21 protein-coding genes are annotated in these 21,996 nt (G+C 42.5%); 14 read left to right on the top strand and 7 right to left on the bottom strand.

The features are described 5' to 3' along the window. Window positions 1–164 precede the first annotated feature (164 nt). The 3 genes from V6252_RS04350 to V6252_RS04340 form a co-directional block, all read right to left on the bottom strand. Window positions 165–665: an META domain-containing protein gene (locus V6252_RS04350; RefSeq protein WP_341609425.1), complete on the bottom strand. Its 501-nt coding sequence runs from the start codon at window positions 663–665 to the stop codon at window positions 165–167. 331 nt (window positions 666–996) lie between these two features. After that, window positions 997–2,124: a zinc-binding dehydrogenase gene (locus V6252_RS04345; RefSeq protein WP_296210452.1), complete on the bottom strand. Its 1,128-nt coding sequence runs from the start codon at window positions 2,122–2,124 to the stop codon at window positions 997–999. A 128-nt stretch (window positions 2,125–2,252) separates the two neighbouring features. Further along, entirely contained in the window at window positions 2,253–2,930 is a 678-nt protein-coding gene (locus V6252_RS04340) for a glutathione S-transferase family protein (RefSeq protein WP_341609424.1), read from the bottom strand. Window positions 2,931–3,394: 464 nt separating this feature from the next. Here V6252_RS04340 and V6252_RS04335 point away from each other — a divergent pair, with 464 nt between their 5' ends. Next, the gene (locus V6252_RS04335) at window positions 3,395–4,306 is read left to right on the top strand and encodes a LysR family transcriptional regulator (protein ID WP_341609423.1); all 912 of its coding nucleotides are present in this window, start codon (window positions 3,395–3,397) and stop codon (window positions 4,304–4,306) included. Window positions 4,307–4,403: 97 nt separating this feature from the next. Here V6252_RS04335 and V6252_RS04330 read toward each other — a convergent pair whose 3' ends face one another. Next, window positions 4,404–5,177 (bottom strand): IclR family transcriptional regulator, encoded by a 774-nt coding sequence (locus V6252_RS04330; RefSeq protein ID WP_341609422.1) that lies wholly within the window; start codon window positions 5,175–5,177, stop codon window positions 4,404–4,406. Window positions 5,178–5,400: 223 nt separating this feature from the next. Here V6252_RS04330 and V6252_RS04325 point away from each other — a divergent pair, with 223 nt between their 5' ends. The 10 genes from V6252_RS04325 to V6252_RS04280 all read left to right on the top strand — a co-directional run bounded on the left by V6252_RS04325 (window position 5,401) and on the right by V6252_RS04280 (window position 14,330). Then, the gene (locus V6252_RS04325; protein WP_341609421.1) at window positions 5,401–6,192 is read left to right on the top strand and encodes a putative hydro-lyase; all 792 of its coding nucleotides are present in this window, start codon (window positions 5,401–5,403) and stop codon (window positions 6,190–6,192) included. A gap of 181 nt (window positions 6,193–6,373) precedes the next feature. Beyond that, the gene (accB, locus tag V6252_RS04320; protein WP_341609420.1) at window positions 6,374–6,886 is read left to right on the top strand and encodes an acetyl-CoA carboxylase biotin carboxyl carrier protein; all 513 of its coding nucleotides are present in this window, start codon (window positions 6,374–6,376) and stop codon (window positions 6,884–6,886) included. Between the two features lie 79 nt (window positions 6,887–6,965). After that, on the top strand, window positions 6,966–8,312 hold the full coding sequence (accC, locus tag V6252_RS04315; RefSeq protein ID WP_341609419.1) for an acetyl-CoA carboxylase biotin carboxylase subunit: 1,347 nt from the start codon (window positions 6,966–6,968) through the stop codon (window positions 8,310–8,312). Between the two features lie 203 nt (window positions 8,313–8,515). Next, window positions 8,516–9,169, top strand: a complete 654-nt coding sequence (gene pxpB, locus V6252_RS04310; protein WP_341609418.1) for a 5-oxoprolinase subunit PxpB — start codon at window positions 8,516–8,518, stop codon at window positions 9,167–9,169. Between the two features lie 52 nt (window positions 9,170–9,221). Then, on the top strand, window positions 9,222–10,145 hold the full coding sequence (locus V6252_RS04305; protein ID WP_341609417.1) for a biotin-dependent carboxyltransferase family protein: 924 nt from the start codon (window positions 9,222–9,224) through the stop codon (window positions 10,143–10,145). Further along, window positions 10,135–10,872: a 5-oxoprolinase subunit PxpA gene (gene pxpA, locus V6252_RS04300; protein WP_341609416.1), complete on the top strand. Its 738-nt coding sequence runs from the start codon at window positions 10,135–10,137 to the stop codon at window positions 10,870–10,872. Before V6252_RS04305 ends, pxpA begins: the two co-directional genes overlap by 11 nt. Before the next feature lie 54 nt (window positions 10,873–10,926). Beyond that, window positions 10,927–12,114, top strand: coding sequence for an NRAMP family divalent metal transporter (locus tag V6252_RS04295; RefSeq protein ID WP_341609415.1), 1,188 nt, complete (start codon window positions 10,927–10,929; stop codon window positions 12,112–12,114). A 24-nt stretch (window positions 12,115–12,138) separates the two neighbouring features. Then, window positions 12,139–12,561 carry an acetyl-CoA carboxylase biotin carboxyl carrier protein subunit gene (locus tag V6252_RS04290; RefSeq protein ID WP_341609414.1) on the top strand — a complete coding sequence of 141 codons (423 nt, stop codon included), beginning with the start codon at window positions 12,139–12,141 and terminating at the stop codon, window positions 12,559–12,561. A 581-nt stretch (window positions 12,562–13,142) separates the two neighbouring features. Then, on the top strand, window positions 13,143–13,427 hold the full coding sequence (locus V6252_RS04285; protein WP_341609413.1) for a hypothetical protein: 285 nt from the start codon (window positions 13,143–13,145) through the stop codon (window positions 13,425–13,427). Between the two features lie 723 nt (window positions 13,428–14,150). Beyond that, a complete protein-coding gene (locus V6252_RS04280; protein WP_341609412.1) occupies window positions 14,151–14,330 on the top strand; it encodes a hypothetical protein in 180 nt (59 codons plus the stop codon). 205 nt (window positions 14,331–14,535) lie between these two features. Here V6252_RS04280 and cueR read toward each other — a convergent pair whose 3' ends face one another. Then, complete coding sequence (gene cueR / locus V6252_RS04275) at window positions 14,536–14,928, bottom strand: Cu(I)-responsive transcriptional regulator (protein ID WP_341609411.1); 393 nt, start codon at window positions 14,926–14,928, stop codon at window positions 14,536–14,538. Window positions 14,929–15,055: 127 nt separating this feature from the next. Further along, on the bottom strand, window positions 15,056–17,518 hold the full coding sequence (locus tag V6252_RS04270) for a heavy metal translocating P-type ATPase (protein WP_341609410.1): 2,463 nt from the start codon (window positions 17,516–17,518) through the stop codon (window positions 15,056–15,058). 428 nt (window positions 17,519–17,946) lie between these two features. On the opposite strand from V6252_RS04270, the gene V6252_RS04265 reads away from it, so the two are divergent. Beyond that, window positions 17,947–18,660 (top strand): DarT1-associated NADAR antitoxin family protein, encoded by a 714-nt coding sequence (locus V6252_RS04265; protein WP_341609409.1) that lies wholly within the window; start codon window positions 17,947–17,949, stop codon window positions 18,658–18,660. Between the two features lie 282 nt (window positions 18,661–18,942). Here the strand turns inward: V6252_RS04265 and V6252_RS04260 are convergent, their stop codons facing one another. Next, window positions 18,943–19,833: a LysR family transcriptional regulator gene (locus V6252_RS04260; RefSeq protein ID WP_341609408.1), complete on the bottom strand. Its 891-nt coding sequence runs from the start codon at window positions 19,831–19,833 to the stop codon at window positions 18,943–18,945. Window positions 19,834–20,022: 189 nt separating this feature from the next. On the opposite strand from V6252_RS04260, the gene V6252_RS04255 reads away from it, so the two are divergent. Next, on the top strand, window positions 20,023–20,412 hold the full coding sequence (locus V6252_RS04255; RefSeq protein WP_341609407.1) for a RidA family protein: 390 nt from the start codon (window positions 20,023–20,025) through the stop codon (window positions 20,410–20,412). Between the two features lie 48 nt (window positions 20,413–20,460). Continuing rightward, on the top strand, window positions 20,461–21,936 hold the full coding sequence (locus V6252_RS04250) for an aldehyde dehydrogenase family protein (RefSeq protein ID WP_341609406.1): 1,476 nt from the start codon (window positions 20,461–20,463) through the stop codon (window positions 21,934–21,936). Window positions 21,937–21,996 lie beyond the last annotated feature (60 nt).

Genomic DNA, 21,996 nt, shown 5'->3' with positions numbered 1-21,996 from the left:
ACTGTTACTGTTACTGTTACTGTTACTGTTACTGTTACTGTTACTGTTACTGTTACTGTTATTGTTTTGATGCTGAGGCTAGCAGTTTGTTGATACAAATAATGCCTCGCTGATTCATAGTGAGGCATTATTCATAAATTTAAGATAGAGCTACGTAACAGTCCTTAAGGTGTTTTTGTTTTAGGAACGGCTTTGAAGTGAGCCGTTTGATTGTCATTCTTAATGACTAGCACAGGGTTGTTATCGCTATTTTTACCAAAGCTGTATTTGCCTTGTACTGTTGTGGCAGCAGCACTATCAAACTTTGCTAAATATTCAGGGCAGGCCATTCTAGTGCTTCTGATTGCGCTCAGTTCTACCTCGCCATTCGTCACACTGTATCCTGCGCTCATATTGTTGCAAGTATTCATAAGGCTTACCATATTGCGACCTTCAACAGTCATAAAATCCAGCGTTAATGGTCTTGATGGATCAAAAAATAACGCTTCAACCAAGTCTCCATTATTAAGCTTGGCATCTATAAGGCGCCAATTATTCGCCTCTAACGTCTCTACTGTGATTGGCTGTACGGCTGGATTGGTAACACTAGTCGTTGTTTGGCAGCCAGTCGCAAGTGCACTCATAACAAGCGTGGAGGCCATCATTATTTCCATTGTATTTTTCATAGTCATCTCTCAAAAAGTAGATAGTTTAAAATGTCTAATATTTTTATTTAAAAGTTAGCGTGTCTGGATTTTAATTATCACAAAGAAGTCATATAACTACAAGGACGCTTTGATTTTCAGATAAGGAGTCTACAGAAAGGCAATACTCGAAAAGACAATGTTCATAGAGTCAGCATTTAAAAAGGCTAAGTTACCGCCTTTTACTTACATCGTTCAATAACAATTAAGTACAAAAAAAGCAGATACCGTTATCAGTATCTGCTTTTTATATCAAAAATCAGTCTATGAGAAAGTTGCTATATCTTAAGTTATAACAGCTTTTTAGACATTATTAAGCTTGAGGCTTGATCAAGTACTTCTCACCAGTCGCCTGTTTGCCATAAGCGGCGATTGATTTTAATTGTAGCGCTTCTTCTAGGGTCACTTCATGCGTATAGCTGCTCGCAAAGGTAGTGGTGATTTCTTCTGCCACGCGTTTGCGCATGGACTGAACCGTTTCACTACCAAGCTTACCAAGTGCATTGAACAATAAGAAACCATTCACACCCCACGCAAAACCAAAGTTACGGTTTAAGGTGATCGGACCACGGTCTAAGGCACCATAAATATAAGCTTGTTTAAAGGTATTTGAGCCATAGACGCTGTATTCTTCTACGTCACGAGTAATAGCTGCCTCCATACAGTTTAGAATATCGCTGGTGAGCTTACCGCCACCGATAGGGTCAAACGAAATCGTAGCGCCTGTTTCAGTAATCGCGGCGGTCAAATCGGCAAGGAACGTCTCGCTGCTTGAGTTCACCACATATTTTGCGCCCATATCGCGCAATAGCTTTTCTTGCGAGTCTTTACGGACGATATTCACCAAATCAACACCGTCTGCCATACAGATACGGTTTAGCATTTGACCAAGGCTAGAAGCAGCTGCTGCATGTACGATGGCTTTGTGACCTTCAGCGCGCATGGTTTCGACCATTGCCAGTGAGGTGAGCGGGTTTACAAAAGACGATGCGGCCTCGGTAGCAGTCGTGCCATCTTGCATCTCTATGCAGCTTTTCACATTCACACAGTGATACTGACGATATGTACCGCCACCAATCACCGCAACCATTTTGCCCATGAGTGCTTGTGCGGCTTCTGATGAGCCTGCTGCGACGACTGTACCAGCGCCTTCGTTACCGACAGGCGTGTCTTTATTTACCCGCGTTTTGAGTGATGGCATGAATTTCGCAGGCACATCAGCGGTAATGATCGGGCTGTCATCAGTGCCTGATTGTACAGCGGTTGACATATCAGCGGCGCTGAACATCACACCAAAATCAGAGGGGTTCAATGGCATGGCTTCCATGCGAACGACAACTTCGTCAGCACCGGGTTGCGGCATCTCGATGTCTTTTAAAGACAAGGTTAATTTGTTGTCATCACTGATGGTTGAAACCAGTTGTTTATTTTTATCGGTCATAAGATTTGCTCCTGCAAATAGTTAGATTTTTTAGACCAATCGCTTTACGGTATTGGTCGTTCTTTAGGTTATTGAGCTTTAGTAATTTTCTTAATGTGACTCATTTTTAGTGGCCACACTGTCATATGTTATTTAGCGTTTGCGGCTTGGATTTGAGCTTTAACGTGTTGCATAAATTCAGGCATGTTTGCTTGACTGTCTGCCTGAACGCTTTTTGCAATGTCGGTTTCACTCATGGCTTTGTTCCATTCTTTCATGCCGTCCACCTCTGCCAGTACATCCCACTCAAGCTGAGTCGCTCCAAAAGCGTTGACAATAGTGTTGACGTAATGCACATAGATGTCAGCCATGGTGAATTGCTCACCTGCAATCCAAGGCGAAAACTTGCATAAGCGATTCATAGCAATAATACCGCGGCCCAATACTTGACGTACTTCCTCTTTGATTGCGTTAGGTGCTTGCACGCCAGAAAATACATAAGGAATCAGACGACGACTTGGTAGCTCAAAATACAGCTCTGCTATTTTCATAATCTGACGTACAGTCGCGCGTTCTGCTGCATCGGTAGGATATAGCGGCTTTTCAGTATATGTTTCTTCAAGGAAGTCACAAATCACGTTAGATTCCGACAAATTAAAACCGTCAGGCATGGTGATCGCAGGTACTTTACCCACTGGACTGACGGTCAGTAGATCATCACTACCAGCGTACAAAAGGTCCTCTTGGAATGGAATACCCTTATATAAAAGAGCGTGTTTTACTATGTTGTAATAGTTGCTTGCAGCAAAGCCGTGCAAAGTAATCATAAGTCATTCTTCCATTGTTGACGTAAAAGTTATTTTTAATCGTGTTTTCATTGCAACGTTTAGGGCGTGTTTGATATTCACAAATAGGCACTGCTGATTGCTAAAACGGTTCCAGACAAGGCGTAAAACGACGGTAATGCTCGTGCCTTAACTAGATTTACAACACAGTATGGGGCAGTTTTAGCATCAGCTCCAATATAAACAGAAGGAGACAGGACTATTTTTTGCCACTTCATTGTTAAAACATAGACGCTTAGAATGACTAAACTTACTATTTTTAACGTCGAACTGTCTAAAAAATAGTCTCTGTCAGTGCCATGGTCGAATATCAAGCACGCCCTAAGTTAAACACATTATTACTGGTTTTAATGTGGTTATATATAAGGAATAACGTGAATCACTATTGCTTTTAAGACAATAATAAAGCGAAAATACTTAAATATTCATCTAAATGGAGAGGTCAGTTGGATCAATTACGTGCCATCAAGTATTTCAGCAAAGTCGTAGAAACGGGCAGTTTTACTAAGGCGGCAAATGCATTCAAAGTGCCGCCATCCTCACTATCAAGACGAGTATCTGATTTAGAAAAGAGCTTGGGCGCGACACTGTTAAAGCGCTCGACTCGAATCGTTAAATTGACCGAAGTAGGGCAGGTTTATTATGACGATATGCAGCAAGTATTGGATCAGCTCGAGCAAAGCAAAGAAACAGTACGCAGCTATCAAACGACGCCGATGGGACGCTTACGCATCAGCTCTATGGTGGGTTTTGGTGAAAAAATACTGCTACCACTGTTGGATAAGTTTGGTAAGTTATACCCAGAGATTGTATTGGATGTCAGTCTCAGTGATGAGTTATCAGCATTAGGACGTGACGATGTCGATATTGCGATTCGCGGGGGTTATGCACCAAATGAACGAGTGCTTGCCATTAGGCTCATGGATAATGGGTTTATACCGGTTGCGTCGCCCAGCTATTTAGAGATGCATGGTGCACCTAATCATGTGATGGAATTAAAGGAACATAAAGGCCTATATTTCAAAGCGCCAAACGGGCCAACGCCCTGGCTTTGCTATGTCGACGATCAGTGGCATGATGTCTCAGGACCTGCAGTGGCAATTTCAAACAATGGACCATGGCTTGCCAAAAAGGCTTGTGATGGTGAAGGGATTTTGATGTCCACTCGATGGGCACTATCCTCATATCTTGAGTCAGGCGCATTGCAAGAGATTAAATTTGAGCATCCATTAGCAATCACGCAGCACGCTGATATGGCCGTATATCTGCTGTATCAAAAGCAGCGCTATCTAGTACCAAAAGTAAAAGCCGCCGTCGATTTCTTGGTTGAGAGGATAAGAGTAGGAAATGAGCGTTGATGTAAGGGAAGTGTGCTATCTACAACCTCATTACATTCATATTCGTATCAACACCTAAGAGACTTGAAGTACAGGCGTCATAGAATATTATGACAGGCTACTCATTATATTCCTGATCGAAAATAACAGATAGCTCATTGGCAGCTTCTTGCATGACAGGCACATAGCTCAGTAGCTCATCCAAAGATTTTCTGACGATAGGACTATGAGTAAATACCGTAGCAAATGCGGGCTGTTCACCATTCGGAATCGGGACAGCACAGGCGACCATACCAGGAATAAACTCTTCATTATCTGTCCCTATCTGTGTCTTACGTACTTCAGCAATGGACGTCATGAGTTGTTTTTTGTCAGTCTGAGTATGGGTCGTGAGCGCCTGTAACGATAGTTTTTCTACAATACGCTCGCACTTATTATCTGCCAACTGCGTCAATAATAATTTACCACTGGCACAGGCCCAGATAGGTATATTGGTTCCAGTAGGTAACTGTATTTGGATAGGCCAGTCAGATATCACACGATCGATATACACCACTTCTAAGCCTTGCAACACCGCAATCCCTACCGACTCACCAATTTTGGCAGAAAGCTGTTGTAATATCGCCAACCTTTCCGCTTTAAAAGGACTGTTTTTCCACAGGTCTAAAGCTAGGTCATGCGTTCTTTTTCCGCAGGTTACTTTTCCATGCAAATCTAATTGGACAAATTGAAGCGGTTGTAGCTGATTTAACAATCGGTACATACTAGGTACAGGGATGTCCAATGTTTCTGCTAAATCAATAACGCCCATAGGTTTAGCAGATTTGGCCAATACTTCTACGATTTGCAAAACTCGCTCGACGCTTGAGCCCTTTTTTTTGACATTATTCATAGTTCACTTTGCATCCTTAACTGTGCGTTCAAGAAGATCACTTATCATGTTCATCACATATTTCTGTATTCATATCTTGTCATATCGAAGGTGTTCTGATAAGTTACATAACGATAATCATGGTTCTCGATATATGAAATAAAATTATAAATAGCCATACCAATATAAAACAAATCATAAACTTTTATCTGCTAAAAATAATAAAGCGTAAGAGGTTGTAATCATGTTAGATTTAGCAAATATGACGCCGACAGAGGTCAGAGCGTTAATCAGTAACAATGAACTTAACAAGCCGACTTCCGGCATGTGTAAAGGTCATATACAAGCAAACCTAGTCATAGTGCCCAAAAATTTGGCCTATGATTTTTTATTGTTTGCACAAAGAAACCCAAAGTCTTGTCCTATTTTAGATGTAACAGATGTCGGTAGCGCAGAGCCACGTCTCATGGCAAAAGGCGCAGACTTGAGGTCTGATATCCCAAAGTATCGGATATACAAATTTGGCGAATTAGTGGCTGAGGTGTCAGATCTAAAAGACTACTGGAGAGAGGATTTGGTCTGCTTTCTTTTAGGATGCAGTTTTTCCTTTGAGTCTGCCATGCTAAATGCGTCTATTCCTATCAGACATATCGAAGACAATCACAATGTACCAATGTATATCACAAACATAGAGACTGAGCCTGCAGGACAGTTTCATGGGAAAATGGTGGTTAGCATGCGGCCAATACCTTATCCATTAATCACCAGAGCCGTCCAAGCCACCTCTCGATTTCCGCAAGTCCACGGTGCGCCTATTCATATCGGAGACCCTAGTGTCATCGGTATAACCGACATTCATGCGCCTGATTTTGGTGATGCATCCATCATAGAAGAAGGCGAAGTCCCTGTATTTTGGGCTTGCGGTGTGACGCCGCAAAGTATCGCTATGACTAGTAAGCCAGAGCTGATGATAACGCATTCACCAGGACATATGTTTATCTGCGACCCAAGAGATGAAGACTTGGCAGTTCTATAATTTCTGATGACAACAGTACTTTTAAACGCGTAGAGATAATTAATTTCAAACTATTATTTTAATAAGCCAATCAATAAACTGTCACATATCGTTCAACAATCACACTTTACATACATCACTAGGTACGAATTTTTTATAAAAAATAATTGTTCACTTTCACTCTAACGGAATAGCCAATCATATGAATATCAATTTCACGGATCTTGAAAAACTGATCAAACTTGCAGAATGCGCCGATATAAAATCTTTAGAAGTCACTGATGGTGATGCACGTATTTCTATCGTTTGCCAATCTGACGACAACCAAAGTAGTGGCAATCATATCGCTCATACTCCCCACGCAACGGCCTCTCATTCAGAGTCTCAAATCCAAAATACTCAAAACAGTACGGGTAATAATACCAATGTAGACAGTGATCGTAGTGATAAAACTGTGACTACAGAGGTGGAGAAATCCCAAATAATAGCGCCTATGCTAGGTACGTTTTATCTTCGCTCTGAGCCGACAGCAGAAGTGTTTTTTCAGGTAGGAGATAAGGTGGAAGTAGGGCAGACACTATGCATCATTGAAGCCATGAAAATGATGTACGAGGTCAAAGCAGAAACTGCGTGTACGCTTAAAGAGATTTTGGTCAATGAAGGTGATGTCGTAGAGTATGCCCAGCCCTTATTTGTTATAGAGCCAGACAGTTAAAATCAATCAATAGCTACTCAATATTGTATAGACGCTGCACAAACACTGTATTTGACACTATATTTTTAAGGGAATAAACATGTTCACAAAAATCTTAATTGCCAATCGCGGCGAGATTGCTCTACGTATTATCCGAGCTTGCAAACAGCTGGGTATTAAGTCCGTCATTGCGCATTCTGAATCAGACAAAGACTCGTTACCCGTGCGCCTAGCCGATGAAGCAGTATGCATCGGGCCTGCCAATGCCACACACAGCTACCTTAACCAACGAGCGATTGTGTCTGCTGCAAAGCTTACTAACGCACAAGCTATCCATCCAGGCTATGGCTTTTTGTCTGAAAACGCTGACTTTGCCGCTTTGGTTGAAGACTCAGGTCTCACCTTTATTGGCCCAACGGCTGACAATATCAGAAACATGGGCGACAAGGTTGAAGCCAAAAAACAAATGACGATGGCGGGCGTGCCCTGTGTACCTGGATCGAATGGCGCATTGCCTGCTGATTCAGAGCAAGTTATCAAGATTGCCAGTGAGGTCGGTTATCCAGTCATTATCAAGGCGGCAAGCGGCGGCGGTGGGCGCGGGATGCGTGTGGTCGAAAAAGAAGCCGACTTACTCTCCGCTATCTCTATGACACAAACAGAAGCCAAAGCCAATTTTGGTAGTTCCATTGTCTATCTTGAAAAATACCTACAAGCACCGCGTCATATCGAAGTGCAAGTCATGTCTGATACTCATGGTAATGCGATTTATTTAGGCGAGCGTGATTGCTCTATGCAGCGTCGTCATCAAAAAGTTATTGAAGAAGCGCCGGCACCCGGTATCACCGAAGAGCAGCGTCAGAAAATCGGTCAAGCCTGTGTCACAGCTTGCGAGCAAATGCAGTATAGAGGCGCAGGTACGTTTGAGTTTTTATATGAAAACGGCGAATTCTTCTTTATCGAGATGAATACTCGTGTGCAAGTTGAGCACACCATCACTGAGATGGTGACGGGCGTCGATATTGTGCAAGAGCAAATCAGAGTGGCGGCAGGGCTCACGCTAGCATATAAGCAAAGTGATATCGCCATTACCGGACACGCTTTTGAGTGTCGTATCAATGCCGAAAACGCGCAGACATTTTTACCAAATGCTGGACGCATAGACTACTGCCACATGCCAGCAGGGTTTGGTATCAGAGTGGATAGTCATGCTGAATCGAACTACACCGTGCCGCCATCTTATGACAGTTTGATTGCCAAGATATGTGTACAAGATCGTTCAAGAGAAAAAGCGATAGAAAAAATGCGTTCGGCTCTATCGGAAGCGCAAATCACCGGTATTGACACCAATATTGGTCTGCATCAGCGACTCTTTGAAGATAAGGTGTTTTGTGAAGGTCAAATGAGCATTCATTATCTGGAACAGTGGATACAAGACAATATATAAATCAGTTCTTGCCTGCAAAAATGAAAACCAAATCTGACATTAGCGTCAGAAGCGTCAGAATCAAGATGTAGTCGGTTCAATATCATTTGGATATAAGGAAGGCGAGTGAAAGTACTACAAGTCGTAGACTAAGCGAGCCTGACACCGTATCCAATTTATAGAGAATTGACTATAGCAGATAGAAAATAATGGAGTACGTGCTAATGGAACTACAATGGCAACTATGCAGTGAAACCAATCTCGCGTTGTTTTTCCCTAAACCAACCACCTTAGAAAAACAACAAAAATGCTGGGCTTTGTCAGACAGTATCCAGAAAATGCCAGAAGTCATCGAAGTGGTGATTGGTATGAATACGCTCAGTGTGTTCATTGTGCCATTAACTTGGGCTGAGCTAAATACTTTTAAAGATAAGCTATCAGATCTGCTCAATGATATCCCTTCAAAAACCATCCATGGTAAGCACGTCGAGATACCAGTACATTACGGTGGGCAATATGGCCCTGATCTAGCGGCCATGGCGCATAACTTAAACCTATCGGTTGAAGCTGTTGTTGAGCTCCATACCAAAGCCACTTATACCGTTTACTTTATCGGTTTTCAGCCAGGATTTCCTTATCTTGGCGGCTTGTCTGAGTCGCTGTATTTCCCAAGACACGCTATCCCTAGAACTCAAGTACCCGCAGGCTCAGTGGGTATCGGCGGCGAGCAGACAGGGGTTTATCCTTTTGAGTCTCCAGGCGGTTGGCAGTTACTCGGCCAGACGGATACTGCTTTATTTGATTTAACCAAAACCTCTCCGACGTTGCTTAACGCAGGCGATACTTTGACATTTAAAGCGATTGATATTCATCAATAAGCGATAAATAAAAGATGCATGAATCAAAAAGACAAATAGACAGGTGGTATCAATGAAAGTTTTAACCGCAAGTGCCCTTGCCAGTATTCAAGATTCGGGACGACTGGGTTACCGAAGCATGGGCGTGGGTAGAAATGGCGTGATGGACAACTGGGCGCTACAAGCTGGCAATGCTTTGATGAAAAATGAGGCAAACGAACCCGCTATTGAAATAGCGCTCGGTGAGCTAACCATACAGTTTGAAGAAAGCGTCAGCTTTTGCTTAACGGGTGCTTTATACGAGGCCTATCTAGACGACAAGCGAGTTCCTTGCTATTGGCGTATCAATGCAACAGCTGGACAGACGCTCAAACTTTTGCGCCCGCTACAAGGTATGTATACCTATTTATGTGTGCATGGCGGCTTTGATATTGAGCCAGTGTTGCAGTCAGTCAGCACCAATCTCAAAGCAGGGTTTGGTGGATTTGAGGGTAGATATTTAAAAGCCGATGACAGCTTAACGGTAAAAACTGAATCAAACCTGCCTGTCATTGGGGTGGCTCGACTTGCACCAACCGATGTCATTAGAGTGATAAAAAGCAGTGAGTATGATTGCTTCTCTGAGTCGTCTAAGCAAGCGTTTGAGACCCAGCCATGGAAACTACAAAGCAGTAGCAACCGTATGGGTTACCGTTTGGAGGGAGCTACAGCGCTTGAATTTAGTAAGCCAGTAGAAATGAGCTCACATGGCGTTGATATTGGCATGATTCAGGTACCACCACAAGGACAACCGATTGTCCTAATGGCAGATGGGCAGACGACGGGTGGCTATCCTAAAATCGCAACCGTGATTCAAGCAGACATAGGTCTGATGGCACAGATTAGATTTGGCAAAGCCTGTCAGTTCGTCGTTGTGTCGTTAGAGCAGGCGCTGCATGAACAACAGAAAAGACAACATTACATCGATCAAATAAAGGAGTATGCCAATGAAAATTGATTTAAATGCTGATGTGGCTGAAGGCTGCGGGCAAGACGATAAATTATTGACGATAGTCAGCTCAGCGAATGTCTGCTGCGGCTTGCACGCTGGGTCTTATAGCGAGATGCTAGCAACGTTGCAATTGGCAAAAGCAAACAACGTGAGCGTAGGCGCGCATCCTGGTCTAAACGATAGAGAAAACTTTGGCCGTATTCATCAGCCGTTAAGTGAAGCCGATTATCGTGCTTTATTGGTGTATCAGCTGGGCGCAACCAAAGCACTTTGTGACTTAGTCGGCGTGACTTTGGACTATGTAAAACCGCATGGTGCGTTGTACAACCAAGCCGCTATTGATGAAGACTTATCAGACATTTTGGCCAGTGAAATCAAACGATTTGATCCAAATCTAAAAGTCATGGGTCTGTCTGGTGGTTATCTGGTTAAAGCAGCCAAAAAGCAGGGTTTAGCCTCGATATCAGAAGTGTTTGCCGATAGGAACTATGAAAAAGACGGCTCATTGGTCTCCCGCACTAAAGATAATGCCTTAATCACCGATACAGACGAGGCCGTTAAACATGTATTGCAGATGATAACTGAAGGGACTGTCACCAGTGTCTGCGGTCAAACCGTACTCGTAGAGGCGCAAAGTATCTGCCTACATGGTGATGGTGAGCACGCTATTTTGTTTGCACAAGAGATAAAGAAACAACTAGAGCTCAAAGGTATCACTATATCTGCCCACTAAATATCCGTTTCCTAATCATTTGATTAAATAATCCCATATAGAACAAGGATGTTTATGAGCACCATAAAAAAACATAATACCGCCATTTTAGGCGCGGCCTTCCTGATGGCTACATCAGCAGTAGGGCCAGGGTTTTTGACCCAAACGGCCACATTTACCGAAAGCCTAATGGCAAGTTTTGGTTTTGTTATCTTAATCTCTATTATTATGGACATCGGCGTCCAGCTTAACGTTTGGCGAGTAGTCGCGGTCTCCAAAAAACGTGCACAGGAAATCGCCAACTTGGTGTTTCCTGGTGTTGGTTACTTGCTCGCTTTCTTAATCATTGCGGGTGGTCTGGCTTTTAATATTGGTAATATTGGCGGTGCCGGACTTGGCATGCAGTCCATGTTCAACATGTCGCCCATCACAGGCGCCCTAATCAGTGGTGTGATTGCCGTCGCCATATTTCTAGGCCGAGAAACGGGTCCTATGATGGATAAGTTCGCTCAGTTAATGGGCTTTATCCTGATTGTATTGGTCATTTACGTGGTCTTTAAATCTGATCCGCCATTAGCAGAAGCCGTCAGCAAAACCATCATGCCTGACAAAATTGATGCAGTGGCTATCGTGACGCTAGTCGGCGGTACGGTTGGTGGTTATATTACTTTTTCAGGTGCGCATCGCTTATTGGAAGCAGGCGTCAGCGGAGAAGAGAATTTAAAATCAGTGACCAGAAGCTCAGTCTCAGGTATTTTGATTGCCTCTGTGATTCGCGTATTTTTATTCCTTGCCGTATTAGGCGTGGTGTCTCAAGGCTTTGCATTGGATCCTGCCAACCCAGCCATGTCGCCGTTTCAGTACATTTTAGGAAATGCGGGTAAAGTTATTTTTGGTATGGTGATTTGGGCGGCGTCTGTGACCTCGGTGATTGGTGCTGCTTATACCTCTGTGTCTTTTATGACCAATTTCCATCCATTCATTGAAAAGCACAAACGCTACTTCATTATTGGTTTCATCGTGATCTCAACGCTAGTGTTTGCCACTATCGGTAAACCGGCTCAAGTATTGGTATTGGTTGGTACGTTAAATGGCTTGGTATTGCCTATCGCCATGGTCATTATCCTGATTGCCGCCTACAGAAAAAATATCGTTGGCAATTATAAGCATCCGATTTGGATTGCGGCATTTGGTTGGTTAATCGCCATCGTGATGAGTATTCTAAGTGTCATGACCATTGCTAAATATCTGGGCATGAGTTAAAAAAATTAAGTTAAGGAATGTATTATGGATATAGAGCAAATAACACGTGTGGTCAAACTGGTTGAAAGCAGTCAGCTGCAAGAAGTCACGATTGCAGACAACGGGCAGTCTATTAAGGTGGTTAATAATTTAGGTACGCAGAATAATGTGAGCGCTAGTCCTATAGATGACACGACTACTCATGAGCCTGAACAGACTGGTAGTGATGTATTGCAAGTAGGTGCCACTTACGTAGGGCAGGTCTACTTAAGTGAAGACGATGCAACAGACAACCTAGTCGAAGAAGGCGATCACATTCAAAAAGGTCAAACCGTTTGCTTCATTGATGAATTGACTCGTTTGCAGCCAGTGATTAGTAATAAAGAAGGTGTGGTCACGGCAGTTTTGGTTGAAAGTGGTCAGAACGTTGAATACGGACAGCCTATTTTTGAGTTAGCTCGTCGTTAAAACAGGCCGTAGTTTTGGTTAAGAAAAAATCTAAACCCTTTAAGCATCATCTGTCGCTTAAAGGGTTTTTTATGTGCTGAGTATTAGGGCGTGTCTTCAATTCACTCGATAGTCATCTCAATAGGCTGAAAATGGATAGATATTGCTAAACATCGTCAAATAGCTGGTTAATATCTCGATATTATCTGCACTAAATATCCTTTTAATCCAAGATTTTTTCGTTCAGATAGATTTGTTCAGTTATATTTTGATGAAATTACTGAAAAATGGATTCATAAAAAGGAACAAAATTGTTTATACTTTAGTTAAGTTATTAGTCGGATTAGAGCAATAATCAGACATTGAAATTGACCAAATATAATAGCTAATTTAATAGTTAAACTATTAGTTACATATTCAAGGAAATGAGCCAAACACGTATATTGTTCTATTTAGCTTGCCTTGAAGTTAATAGAAAACTTAGTGATAGTAATACCTTACGTAATTTGTTAAAAGTATATAGAGTAGAAAAATGAGTGTTGTATCAGCAGAAATATGTGCGATTCGCGCACTAATCAATCACTAGGCACACAAGGAAAATTATGCAGTACCAATTATCAATCCGAACAATTACAGAATCTGATTTAAACGTAAATCGTCCATTTATGCCTGAAAATGAGCATTATGAGATGTATTTATCAGCATTCGTTGAAGATATAAACAATCTAGAATTTGTTTCCGAATTACAGCAAGAGGACGGTGACCTTATTGTTACCATCGAAAACAACTCTGACTTTGAGCAATTAGAGGAAGCAGCTAAAAAATTATTAAGTGGTTCGTATTACAATAAACTAGTAGTAAATAAACGGTTTACTAAAGTTGTGTAAGTATGCATAACAAGCTGTTAAATACGGACAAATAATCATTGGCTTTGCTCCTTCGTCGCTAATTTTAGCCAATTCTTACTTAGCCGCTTAAAACGGCATTATATTTAAAGGAAAATTCAATTGTCCAGTACGAATAACTACCCATCTCCATAGAAATTTCTAATAGAAACTCCTTTATATGAAGTTGTTAAATATGAAGATGCAGATTTAGAGTTAGGAAGACAAATTATATACTTCAATGAAGTTTTTGATTCCTATTGTCCTGAATGTAACTCACATAGTATTTTTGAGCGTGACTGGGGACTGGATAAATTCATAAGTAACGACTCAGCAGGTTGGGTGAATGGTGGAAAGTTCTTAATAGAAATTAACTGCACTAGAGATCGAAAACATAGACAATTATTTGTTTTGAAGGCAGTAGATCAAACATTACAAAAAATTGGTCAATTTCCTTCAATCGCTGAGTTAAATTTATTTGACGTTAAGAAATACTCCAAAGTTCTAGATAGAAAGTACTTTAGAGAGTTAACTAAGGCAATAAATAGGTTTGTCCTCACATGGAGTTGGAGTTGGTTCTTTTGTTTATCTAAGACGAATATTTGAATTTCTAATTGAAGAATCACATGTAAAATTAAGTAGTGGGCAGTCGTGGGATGAGGATGCATATAAAAGAGCGAAATACTAAGTGCTGAACTTCCTGATTTCTTAGTGGAAAATAAATCAATGTATTCGATTTTAAGTAAAGGAATCCATGAGTTAAGTGAAAATGACTGCCTAAAAGTATTCCCAATTATTAAAATTGGTATTGAAATTATTCTTGATGAAAAAATAGAGAAAATGAATAAAGAAAAAAAGCTGGCTGAAGCTAAAAAAGCTTTATCTGCGCTAAGTAGCACTATTTGAGTATAGAAAGTGATTAAGATAAACAGTACCTGCTTCCGGCACCAAGCTGATCATCAACACTTGAGCGTCCTTACCAGTATTGACTATACAGTTATTCTGTTAGAGGTGTTTGGCCGTGCGGGCTTGATGCAGATACTGTTGAAACACATTAGGCGACTGACAGTAAGGAGCTATGCCGGCATGTCTGATATAGCGAAGGTAGTTTTTATTGACCCTGCCCAAGATCCTCTAAAATAGCGCACTCTGCATTATCATCGCCTGCACAATGATCAAAAGAATTCTGTAGCGAGTCGACCATCTCCTGCAATTGGGCAATTTTTTGATTCAGCGTTTCGATGTGTTCCTGTGTCAGTTGCTTCACATCTGCACTCTGACGATTGGCATTTTTGCGCAGATACAGTAACTCTTTCATTTGCTTGGATGAGAATCCCAAGTCACGAGAATGTCTTAAAAAGCATAAGTCGTCGATATCGTCTTTAGAATACAAGCGATACCCTGAATTCGAGCGATTGACTGTTTCTAGCAAGCCAATCTGCTCATAGTAGCGAATCATTTTGGTAGAGATGCCGGATTTTTTGGATGCTTGACCAATATTCATATTTCTCCTCCTAACTTAAAAAGGGACTTAAATAACAAAAGGGTTTAAATAACCTGTGTATTTAAACCCTATATGGATAACCTTTACGATTCTACATTCAATCTGTAGCGGTTTAGTAGTTCGCTGACTATACTTTAAAGTACTTGAGGCGTAACGCATTACCTAAGACAAAAACAGATGACAGCGCCATGGCGCCTGCCGCAAAAATGGGTGAGAGCAGGATACCAAAGGCGGGATACAAGACACCTGCGGCAATCGGAATCAAGGCGACATTATAAATAAATGCCCAAGCCAGATTTTGTCTGATATTACTGATGGTTGCTTTACTCAAGGCAATCGCAGTAGGCACGCCTTGCAGACTACCTGACATTAGCACCACTTCAGCCGCCTCAATCGCCACGTCTGTGCCTGTACCAATGGCCAATCCAACATCGGATTGAGCCAATGCAGGGGCATCATTGATACCGTCACCAACAAATGCCACTCGGCCATATTGTTCTTGCAATTGGCGTACTGCATCTACCTTGCCTTCGGGCAATACTTCTGCTACTACCTGATCGATATTTAGTTTTGCGGCAATCGCTTGGGCAGTATGGCGATTATCACCTGTAATCATGGCCACTTTTAAGCCTAACTGATGTAGTGCGGCGATGGCGGCATGAGTCGTCTCTTTAATAGGATCGGCAACGGCGATGATAGCGGCCAACTGCTGGTCAATAGATACATAGAGTGGGGTTTTACCTTCTTGCCCCAAACGTAGCGCTTCTTGTTCAAAAGGCGTAACATCAAGCCCTAATTGTTGCATATAACGATCTGCGCCAATGTGAACCACTTGGCCTGCCACGTTTGCTTGAATACCCAAACCTGTCATCGCCTCAAAATCAGTGATAGGGAGCAGTTGAATATTCTGTTGCTCCGCAGCTTGTACAATGGCTAAGGCAATGGGATGCTCAGACTTTGCTTCAACCGATGCCACCACACGTAGGACTTGTTCTCTCTCAAACCCTTGTTGGACTTGGAAATCCGTTAAGGTAGGTTTGCCTTCAGTCAATGTACCCGTTTTATCAACGGCCACTACGCTCACGTCCTGAAGCATTTGTAGCGCTTCACCTTTACGAAATAGCACACCCAATTCTGCACCGCGACCCGTGCCGACCATAATAGAGGTGGGGGTGGCCAATCCCATTGCACAAGGGCAGGCCACAATGAGCACGGCAACCGCATTGATTAAACCAAAGGTTAAGGCAGGGTCAGGGCCAAAAATCAACCAAACTATAAAGGTTAATGCTGATAAAAACATCACCGCTGGTACAAACCACATGGTGACTTTATCCACCAATGCTTGAATCGGTAATTTAGAGCCTTGGGCTTGTTCTACCATACGAATGATTTGCGCTAATACAGAATCTTCACCGATGGCCGTTGCTCGAATATTCACGGTACCGTTTTGATTGATAGTACCGCCGACTACTTGATCACCTGCTTGTTTTTTCACAGGGACAGGTTCACCAGTAATCATCGATTCGTCAATATAACTATGACCGTCAACGACTTCGCCATCGATAGGCACACGCTCGCCTGGACGGATTTCAACTATCATTTGTGCGGTGATGTCTTCTACAGGGACTTCAATGACTTTGCCATCTTGCTGTACACGGGCGGTCTTTGCCTGCATGCCTACTAAATGCTGAATGGCCCCAGAAGTACGACCTTTGGCTTTTGCTTCAAAATAACGACCTAATAAAATCAAGCTCACAATCATGGCAGCGGCTTCATAGTAGACGTGCACCGTGCCTTCAGGTAGCGCTTGCGGGATAAAGGTCGCTATGAGAGAAAAGCCATACGCTGCGATAGTACCAATCGCCACTAGCGAATTCATATCTGGCGCAAAACGCAATAAGGCTGGCACGCCTTTTTGATAAAAGCGTCGACCTGGAAAAAGCAGGACTAGTGTGGTCAGAACAAACTGTATCAGCCAACTTTGCTGTGTGCCGAGGTTATTCACTACCCACATATGAAAGGCGGGAATCATATGCGAGCCCATTGCTAAAATGAATACGGGAAGTGACAACAGCGCAGAAAGCCCTAAATCTTGTTTAAGCTGATTTAGCTCCGAGGCTTTCTTATCTTGTCGATCACTTTGATCTTGTTTTACCAGTTTGGCCTCGTAGCCCGCTTTTTTGACCGCCTCAATTAAGTCACTAATCTGTATTTGAGCGTCGCCTTTAATCCAAGCGCGTTCAGTCGCAAGGTTTACCGTGGCTTGTTGCACGCCAGCGACTTTGGCTAAGGATTTTTCTACTCGTCCAACACACGAAGCACAGCTCATGCCTTCTATGGATAGCTCGATAGGCTTGGTTTCAGTCACCTTATAACCTGCGCGCTCTACTGCTTTGTTTAACTGGGCGACATCTACAGGCTGAGAGGAATAAACAGTCGCCTGTTCAGTGGCAAGGTTTACCTCGGCGCTTTCAACGTGTTCAATATTTTTTAATTGTTTTTCGATACGCCCGACACAAGAGGCACAACTCATGCCTTCAATGCTAAGTATTTCTTGATAAGTAGGGGCTTTAGTATTTTTTGTTTTCATAACAACCTCTGTCGTTTTTAACTATATTTTTAATCTTATTTTCAAATCTATAGCGACAGCATATAGGTTGACATCATGGTAAGGTCAAGCGTATTTCTTTGAATATTTTTAAACCCGTTTATAGTAGCGTCTTATATTCGTTGCTAAGTTTAAAATAGCTCGATTATGGTTTATTGTTGAAGGTGTGGCGGCATTAATTCTAAAATAGGGTAGGATAAATAACTAAGAATAAGATAAACTGCCTCCGCGAGCGTTGACTCGGTTCAGCGCATTTCAAATTGAGCAGCGATATTTTATGACTAGAAAGTGAAACCCCAATAATAAAGAACGTTGATAGCAGTGACAGAATGAACTGTCATAAGCATTTTTGCTAGATTAATGATGAAAGCACACTTTATACAAGACCATTGATATTAAGGCACATCACTATGGAAGAAGTACCAAATACGATAGAACAAAGACCCGTATTCATGCCCAAAGTCAACAGTGACAATTTGGTAAAAACGGATATGGTTATGTTTGAGCGACATGTGGGATTTGCGACCAGACAAAAGAAAAAATCTATCAATGACCTACAACAAGTCATTCGTAAAAAGTATGGGTTTAAGCATGTGTTAGAGTTGTCTAGCAAATCTGGTAATAAGCTGAGTTTTCCGCTAAGCCCGTTTAGCTTGAAAATTACTGATGAGCATGATGGCAATCCATATAGTGTCGAAAATGCTTTTCAAGCCAGTATGGTTTTTGAAGATGGTGGTCCTTATACAGATTTGCTAACAGTAGCGCCAAGACAAGCCCGAAAAGATGAGCGATTAATGACCTCGGGCGAGCTCATTGGCTACAATTATTTTGGTATGGAATGGGGCGTAGAGCCGTTAACGACATTTTATGATTGGCTGTACGTGAATGCTCTAAAGCAAAACCCTCAGCTACATGAGGAAGTGATTCAATATCAAGGGTTTACTGATATTACTTTTAATCCTAAAAAGTCCATCCATAGTGCAGCGTATGCGTTGGCGCTGTTTGTGGGATTGCATAAACGAGAGTTGCTCGATAATGTTGAAGACCCAATGGCATTTTATGACTTATGCAATAATTTTAAAATCAGCAATACTGAGCACCTATTAGAAGAAGGTTGGATCTGATTATTAAATCAGATCGCTTAAGTTTGCTTGAACCGAAAGCTACGATCCATAATGTATCGTGGCTTTTTTATGTCTCTATGTTTAAAGCTATTAGGGCTTGTCTTCGTTTCAAAAATGGTGATAAAAATGAGATAAATTGCCGTCAAACAAGAAAAATAGCGCAGATAATATCGGGATATTAGCCAGCTATTTGACGATGTTTGGCAAGATTTAGCCATTTTTAGCCCATTTAGATGACTATCGAGTGAATTGAAGACACGCCCTAGTAACCATACTTAAGCATTATAGCCAATAGTTCTCTTGGACATAGGCGATACAGAGATCATAAAATGCTTGCGCTGGGGGAGAGATAGATTTATCAGCAAGTTTAAAGATACCGATTTGCCGGTTTAAAGAAGGGTCAACTAAATCTATCCAAACGAGTTCCGGCTCATTCGCAGGGAAGGCAAGCTTGGGTAGAGTAGTAATACCTAGATCATTACGCAATAAAGAAAACAGCGATGTGATGTTTTCTACCGTATATCTGGCCCTGCGATTGAGCGCTTCGGCTGGCGTGTTTTCGAGCAATCTGCAAGTGCCATTATAAATAAACGGCTGGGTCATGAGCTGCTGCCATGTCAGCCCTTGCGCCTGATTTAACTGGTTGTTTAGCTCATTATTTTGCAGACAGACCACGCCAATTGGGTCTGATATGAGTAAAGTAAAATCTATATTCGTTTGATCAATGCTGGTGCAATTGCCCAGTGCCAAATCAATTTCTCCGGCTAACAATCGATTGGCCACACCGACAGAGTTATCATCTATCAGTACAATCTCAATATCAGGATATTTTTTTGAGTATTCAACCAATACGCTAGGTAACAATTTAGTCACTAGCGACGGTACGCTTGCAATCTTAATCTTACCTTTTTCGCCAGACGCAGAGGCTTTTAAGTCGTCTTCTAGCGCTTGATAAATGCTAAGAAACTGCTCAACTTTTGGTAAGCAGGTTTCACCGAAAGGCGTGAGTAGAGCTTTGTTTCCTACTTCAAATAATCGCTGTCCTAAGGTTTTTTCTAATTCCTTTATTGAGGCTGATAAAGCAGCTTGCGAGCGATTGGCACGATCAGCCGCCGCACGAAATCCGCCTTCTTCCACGACAAATAAGAAATGACGCAATTGCTGTAGCTTCATATTCAGACCATCCAAAACTATTCCTTAATAACCTATCTTAAATGATAGATTAAATCTATCAAAATCCAAATTTAATTAGTTAGATTTATCGTTACTAATTGAGTAGGATAAGTCATGTAGCAATTGGCAGTGATTAAATAAATTTCAAATCACTTACTGCTGAAACCACTTATCAAAGGACATGACAATATGATGACTCACTCAAACAAACAGGCCGTTAAAACCTCGCTTTATGCGTCCAAAGCACCGTTGGAGTGGGCCATCACTAATAATGGAACCTTATACACCGCTCAAATTCCTATCGATGAAAATGGTGATGTGGTTGCAGGCGGTATTGAAGCGCAAACTCGTCAAACGCTAGACAATCTTAAGCACACGCTAGAATGTGCCAATGTTGGCATGGATGCTGTACTACAAGTAATGATCTACGTAACCGACCGCGACTATCTAAAAACCGTCAATCAAATTTATGCTGAATATTTTGAAGCACCTTATCCAAATCGGGCAGCACTGGTAATAGCTGGACTGGCTCGTGAAGAGATGCTGGTTGAGCTGGTCGTATATGCCGCTGTGCCTTAAATCTAATTTTAATATTCCATCTTTTAATACTTTATCAAGGAAGCTCTTATGTCAGCTCACACCGCCCAACAGATATTGCAGCAAGACCCAACCAAATCACTTTACATCAATGGTGAATGGCAGGCAGGCGTAAATACCGTTGCCAATATTAACCCATCTGATATCACTGAAACTATCGGCGAGTTCGCCCAAGCCAGTGGCGATCAAGTCAAAGATGCCATCGCGGCGGCGCGTCAAGCCCAGCCAAAGTGGGAAGCGACTCCTTTAGAAAAAAAGCAGTCTATCCTACAAGCAATTGGCGATGAAATGATTGCTCGCTGTGATGAGCTAGGTACGCTGTTGTCACTTGAAGAGGGCAAGCCGTTCGCGGAAGGTCGTGGTGAAATTTATCGCGCAGGTCAGTTCTTCCATTACTATGCCGCTGAGGTACTGCGTCAAATTGGTGATAATGCTGATTCAGTGCGTCCTGGTGTCAAGGTCGAAGTTACCCGCGAAGCAGTCGGTGTGGTCGCGATTATCTCACCTTGGAACTTTCCAACTGCCACTGCTGTGTGGAAGATTGCGCCGGCATTAGCGTTTGGTAACACGGTCATTTGGAAGCCTGCCAATTTAACACCGGCCAGCGCGGTCGCGTTGGCTGAAATCATTCATCGTCAAGGTATGCCAGAAGGCACATTTAACTTACTATTGGGTGGCGGCTCGTCAGTCGGTGATGCGCTCATCAATTCTACAGATATTGATGCCGTAAGCTTTACAGGTTCTGTACCAACAGGTCGCAAAGTCGCTGCTGCGACTGCACCAAACTTTATCCGTTGTCAGCTTGAGATGGGCAGCAAAAATGCCTTGGTTATCGCTGATGATGCCGATTTGCAAGTCGCTATCGATGCAGCAGTGGCTGGTGCGTTTGGTGGTTCGGGTCAGAAATGTACGGCTTCTTCACGTCTTATCGTTATGGACGGTATTCATGATGCGTTTGTAGAGGGTGTGATTGCCAAAATGAAAACCTTGAAGGTTGGTCATGCGCTTGAAGACGGCATATTTATGGGGCCTGTCGTCGATGACAAGCAGCTGGCATCAAACATGGACTGGATTGAAAAAGCCAAGCAGTCTGGTGCTCATTTAGCGTTTGGCGGTGAGCGTTTAGAGATGCCACATGACGGCTACTATATGTCGCCGACATTATTTACTGAGACGGATAACAGCTGGGATATCAACCAAGAAGAAGTGTTTGCACCGCTGGCGTGTGTCTTACGTGTCAAAAACCTAGAAGAAGCGATTGCGATGACCAATGATACGCGCTTTGGTCTGACGGGCGGCATCATCACCCAGAGCTTGCGCAGCAGTGCGATGTTCAAAGAGCAAGTACAAGCAGGCTGCGTCATGGTCAATCTAGCGACTGCAGGTACTGACTATCACGTGCCATTTGGTGGCCGTAAACAGTCAAGCTTTGGCCCGCGTGAGCAAGGTCAATATGCCAAAGAGTTCTATACCATCGTCAAGACCGCTTATCAAAAAGCGTACTAGGGATGTCTTAACAAGAATACTCGTCGCTATCTGAACGTGCTGTACCAAAAGGTACTTACT

The sequence above is a fragment of the Psychrobacter proteolyticus genome, from assembly GCF_038155145.1.
Taxonomy (GTDB): domain Bacteria; phylum Pseudomonadota; class Gammaproteobacteria; order Pseudomonadales; family Moraxellaceae; genus Psychrobacter; species Psychrobacter proteolyticus_B.
The sequence above is the reverse complement of the archived record's forward strand: the minus strand, read 5'-3'. Positions and strand labels throughout refer to the sequence as shown.

What these genes read in the sequence shown, in the direction of transcription:
- V6252_RS04250 (WP_341609406.1), top strand. Translation starts at nt 20,461, where the DNA reads ATGTCAGCTCACACCGCCCAACAGATATTGCAGCAAGACCCAACCAAA.
- V6252_RS04260 (WP_341609408.1), bottom strand. Translation starts at nt 19,833, where the DNA reads ATGAAGCTACAGCAATTGCGTCATTTCTTATTTGTCGTGGAAGAAGGC.
- V6252_RS04290 (WP_341609414.1), top strand. Translation starts at nt 12,139, where the DNA reads ATGGATATAGAGCAAATAACACGTGTGGTCAAACTGGTTGAAAGCAGT.
- V6252_RS04295 (WP_341609415.1), top strand. Translation starts at nt 10,927, where the DNA reads ATGAGCACCATAAAAAAACATAATACCGCCATTTTAGGCGCGGCCTTC.
- V6252_RS04305 (WP_341609417.1), top strand. Translation starts at nt 9,222, where the DNA reads ATGAAAGTTTTAACCGCAAGTGCCCTTGCCAGTATTCAAGATTCGGGA.
- V6252_RS04265 (WP_341609409.1), top strand. Translation starts at nt 17,947, where the DNA reads ATGGAAGAAGTACCAAATACGATAGAACAAAGACCCGTATTCATGCCC.
- V6252_RS04280 (WP_341609412.1), top strand. Translation starts at nt 14,151, where the DNA reads ATGTATTCGATTTTAAGTAAAGGAATCCATGAGTTAAGTGAAAATGAC.
- V6252_RS04325 (WP_341609421.1), top strand. Translation starts at nt 5,401, where the DNA reads ATGTTAGATTTAGCAAATATGACGCCGACAGAGGTCAGAGCGTTAATC.
- pxpA (WP_341609416.1), top strand. Translation starts at nt 10,135, where the DNA reads ATGAAAATTGATTTAAATGCTGATGTGGCTGAAGGCTGCGGGCAAGAC.
- V6252_RS04285 (WP_341609413.1), top strand. Translation starts at nt 13,143, where the DNA reads ATGCAGTACCAATTATCAATCCGAACAATTACAGAATCTGATTTAAAC.
- pxpB (WP_341609418.1), top strand. Translation starts at nt 8,516, where the DNA reads ATGGAACTACAATGGCAACTATGCAGTGAAACCAATCTCGCGTTGTTT.
- cueR (WP_341609411.1), bottom strand. Translation starts at nt 14,928, where the DNA reads ATGAATATTGGTCAAGCATCCAAAAAATCCGGCATCTCTACCAAAATG.
- V6252_RS04350 (WP_341609425.1), bottom strand. Translation starts at nt 665, where the DNA reads ATGAAAAATACAATGGAAATAATGATGGCCTCCACGCTTGTTATGAGT.
- accC (WP_341609419.1), top strand. Translation starts at nt 6,966, where the DNA reads ATGTTCACAAAAATCTTAATTGCCAATCGCGGCGAGATTGCTCTACGT.
- accB (WP_341609420.1), top strand. Translation starts at nt 6,374, where the DNA reads ATGAATATCAATTTCACGGATCTTGAAAAACTGATCAAACTTGCAGAA.
- V6252_RS04340 (WP_341609424.1), bottom strand. Translation starts at nt 2,930, where the DNA reads ATGATTACTTTGCACGGCTTTGCTGCAAGCAACTATTACAACATAGTA.
- V6252_RS04330 (WP_341609422.1), bottom strand. Translation starts at nt 5,177, where the DNA reads ATGAATAATGTCAAAAAAAAGGGCTCAAGCGTCGAGCGAGTTTTGCAA.
- V6252_RS04345 (WP_296210452.1), bottom strand. Translation starts at nt 2,124, where the DNA reads ATGACCGATAAAAATAAACAACTGGTTTCAACCATCAGTGATGACAAC.
- V6252_RS04270 (WP_341609410.1), bottom strand. Translation starts at nt 17,518, where the DNA reads ATGAAAACAAAAAATACTAAAGCCCCTACTTATCAAGAAATACTTAGC.
- V6252_RS04255 (WP_341609407.1), top strand. Translation starts at nt 20,023, where the DNA reads ATGATGACTCACTCAAACAAACAGGCCGTTAAAACCTCGCTTTATGCG.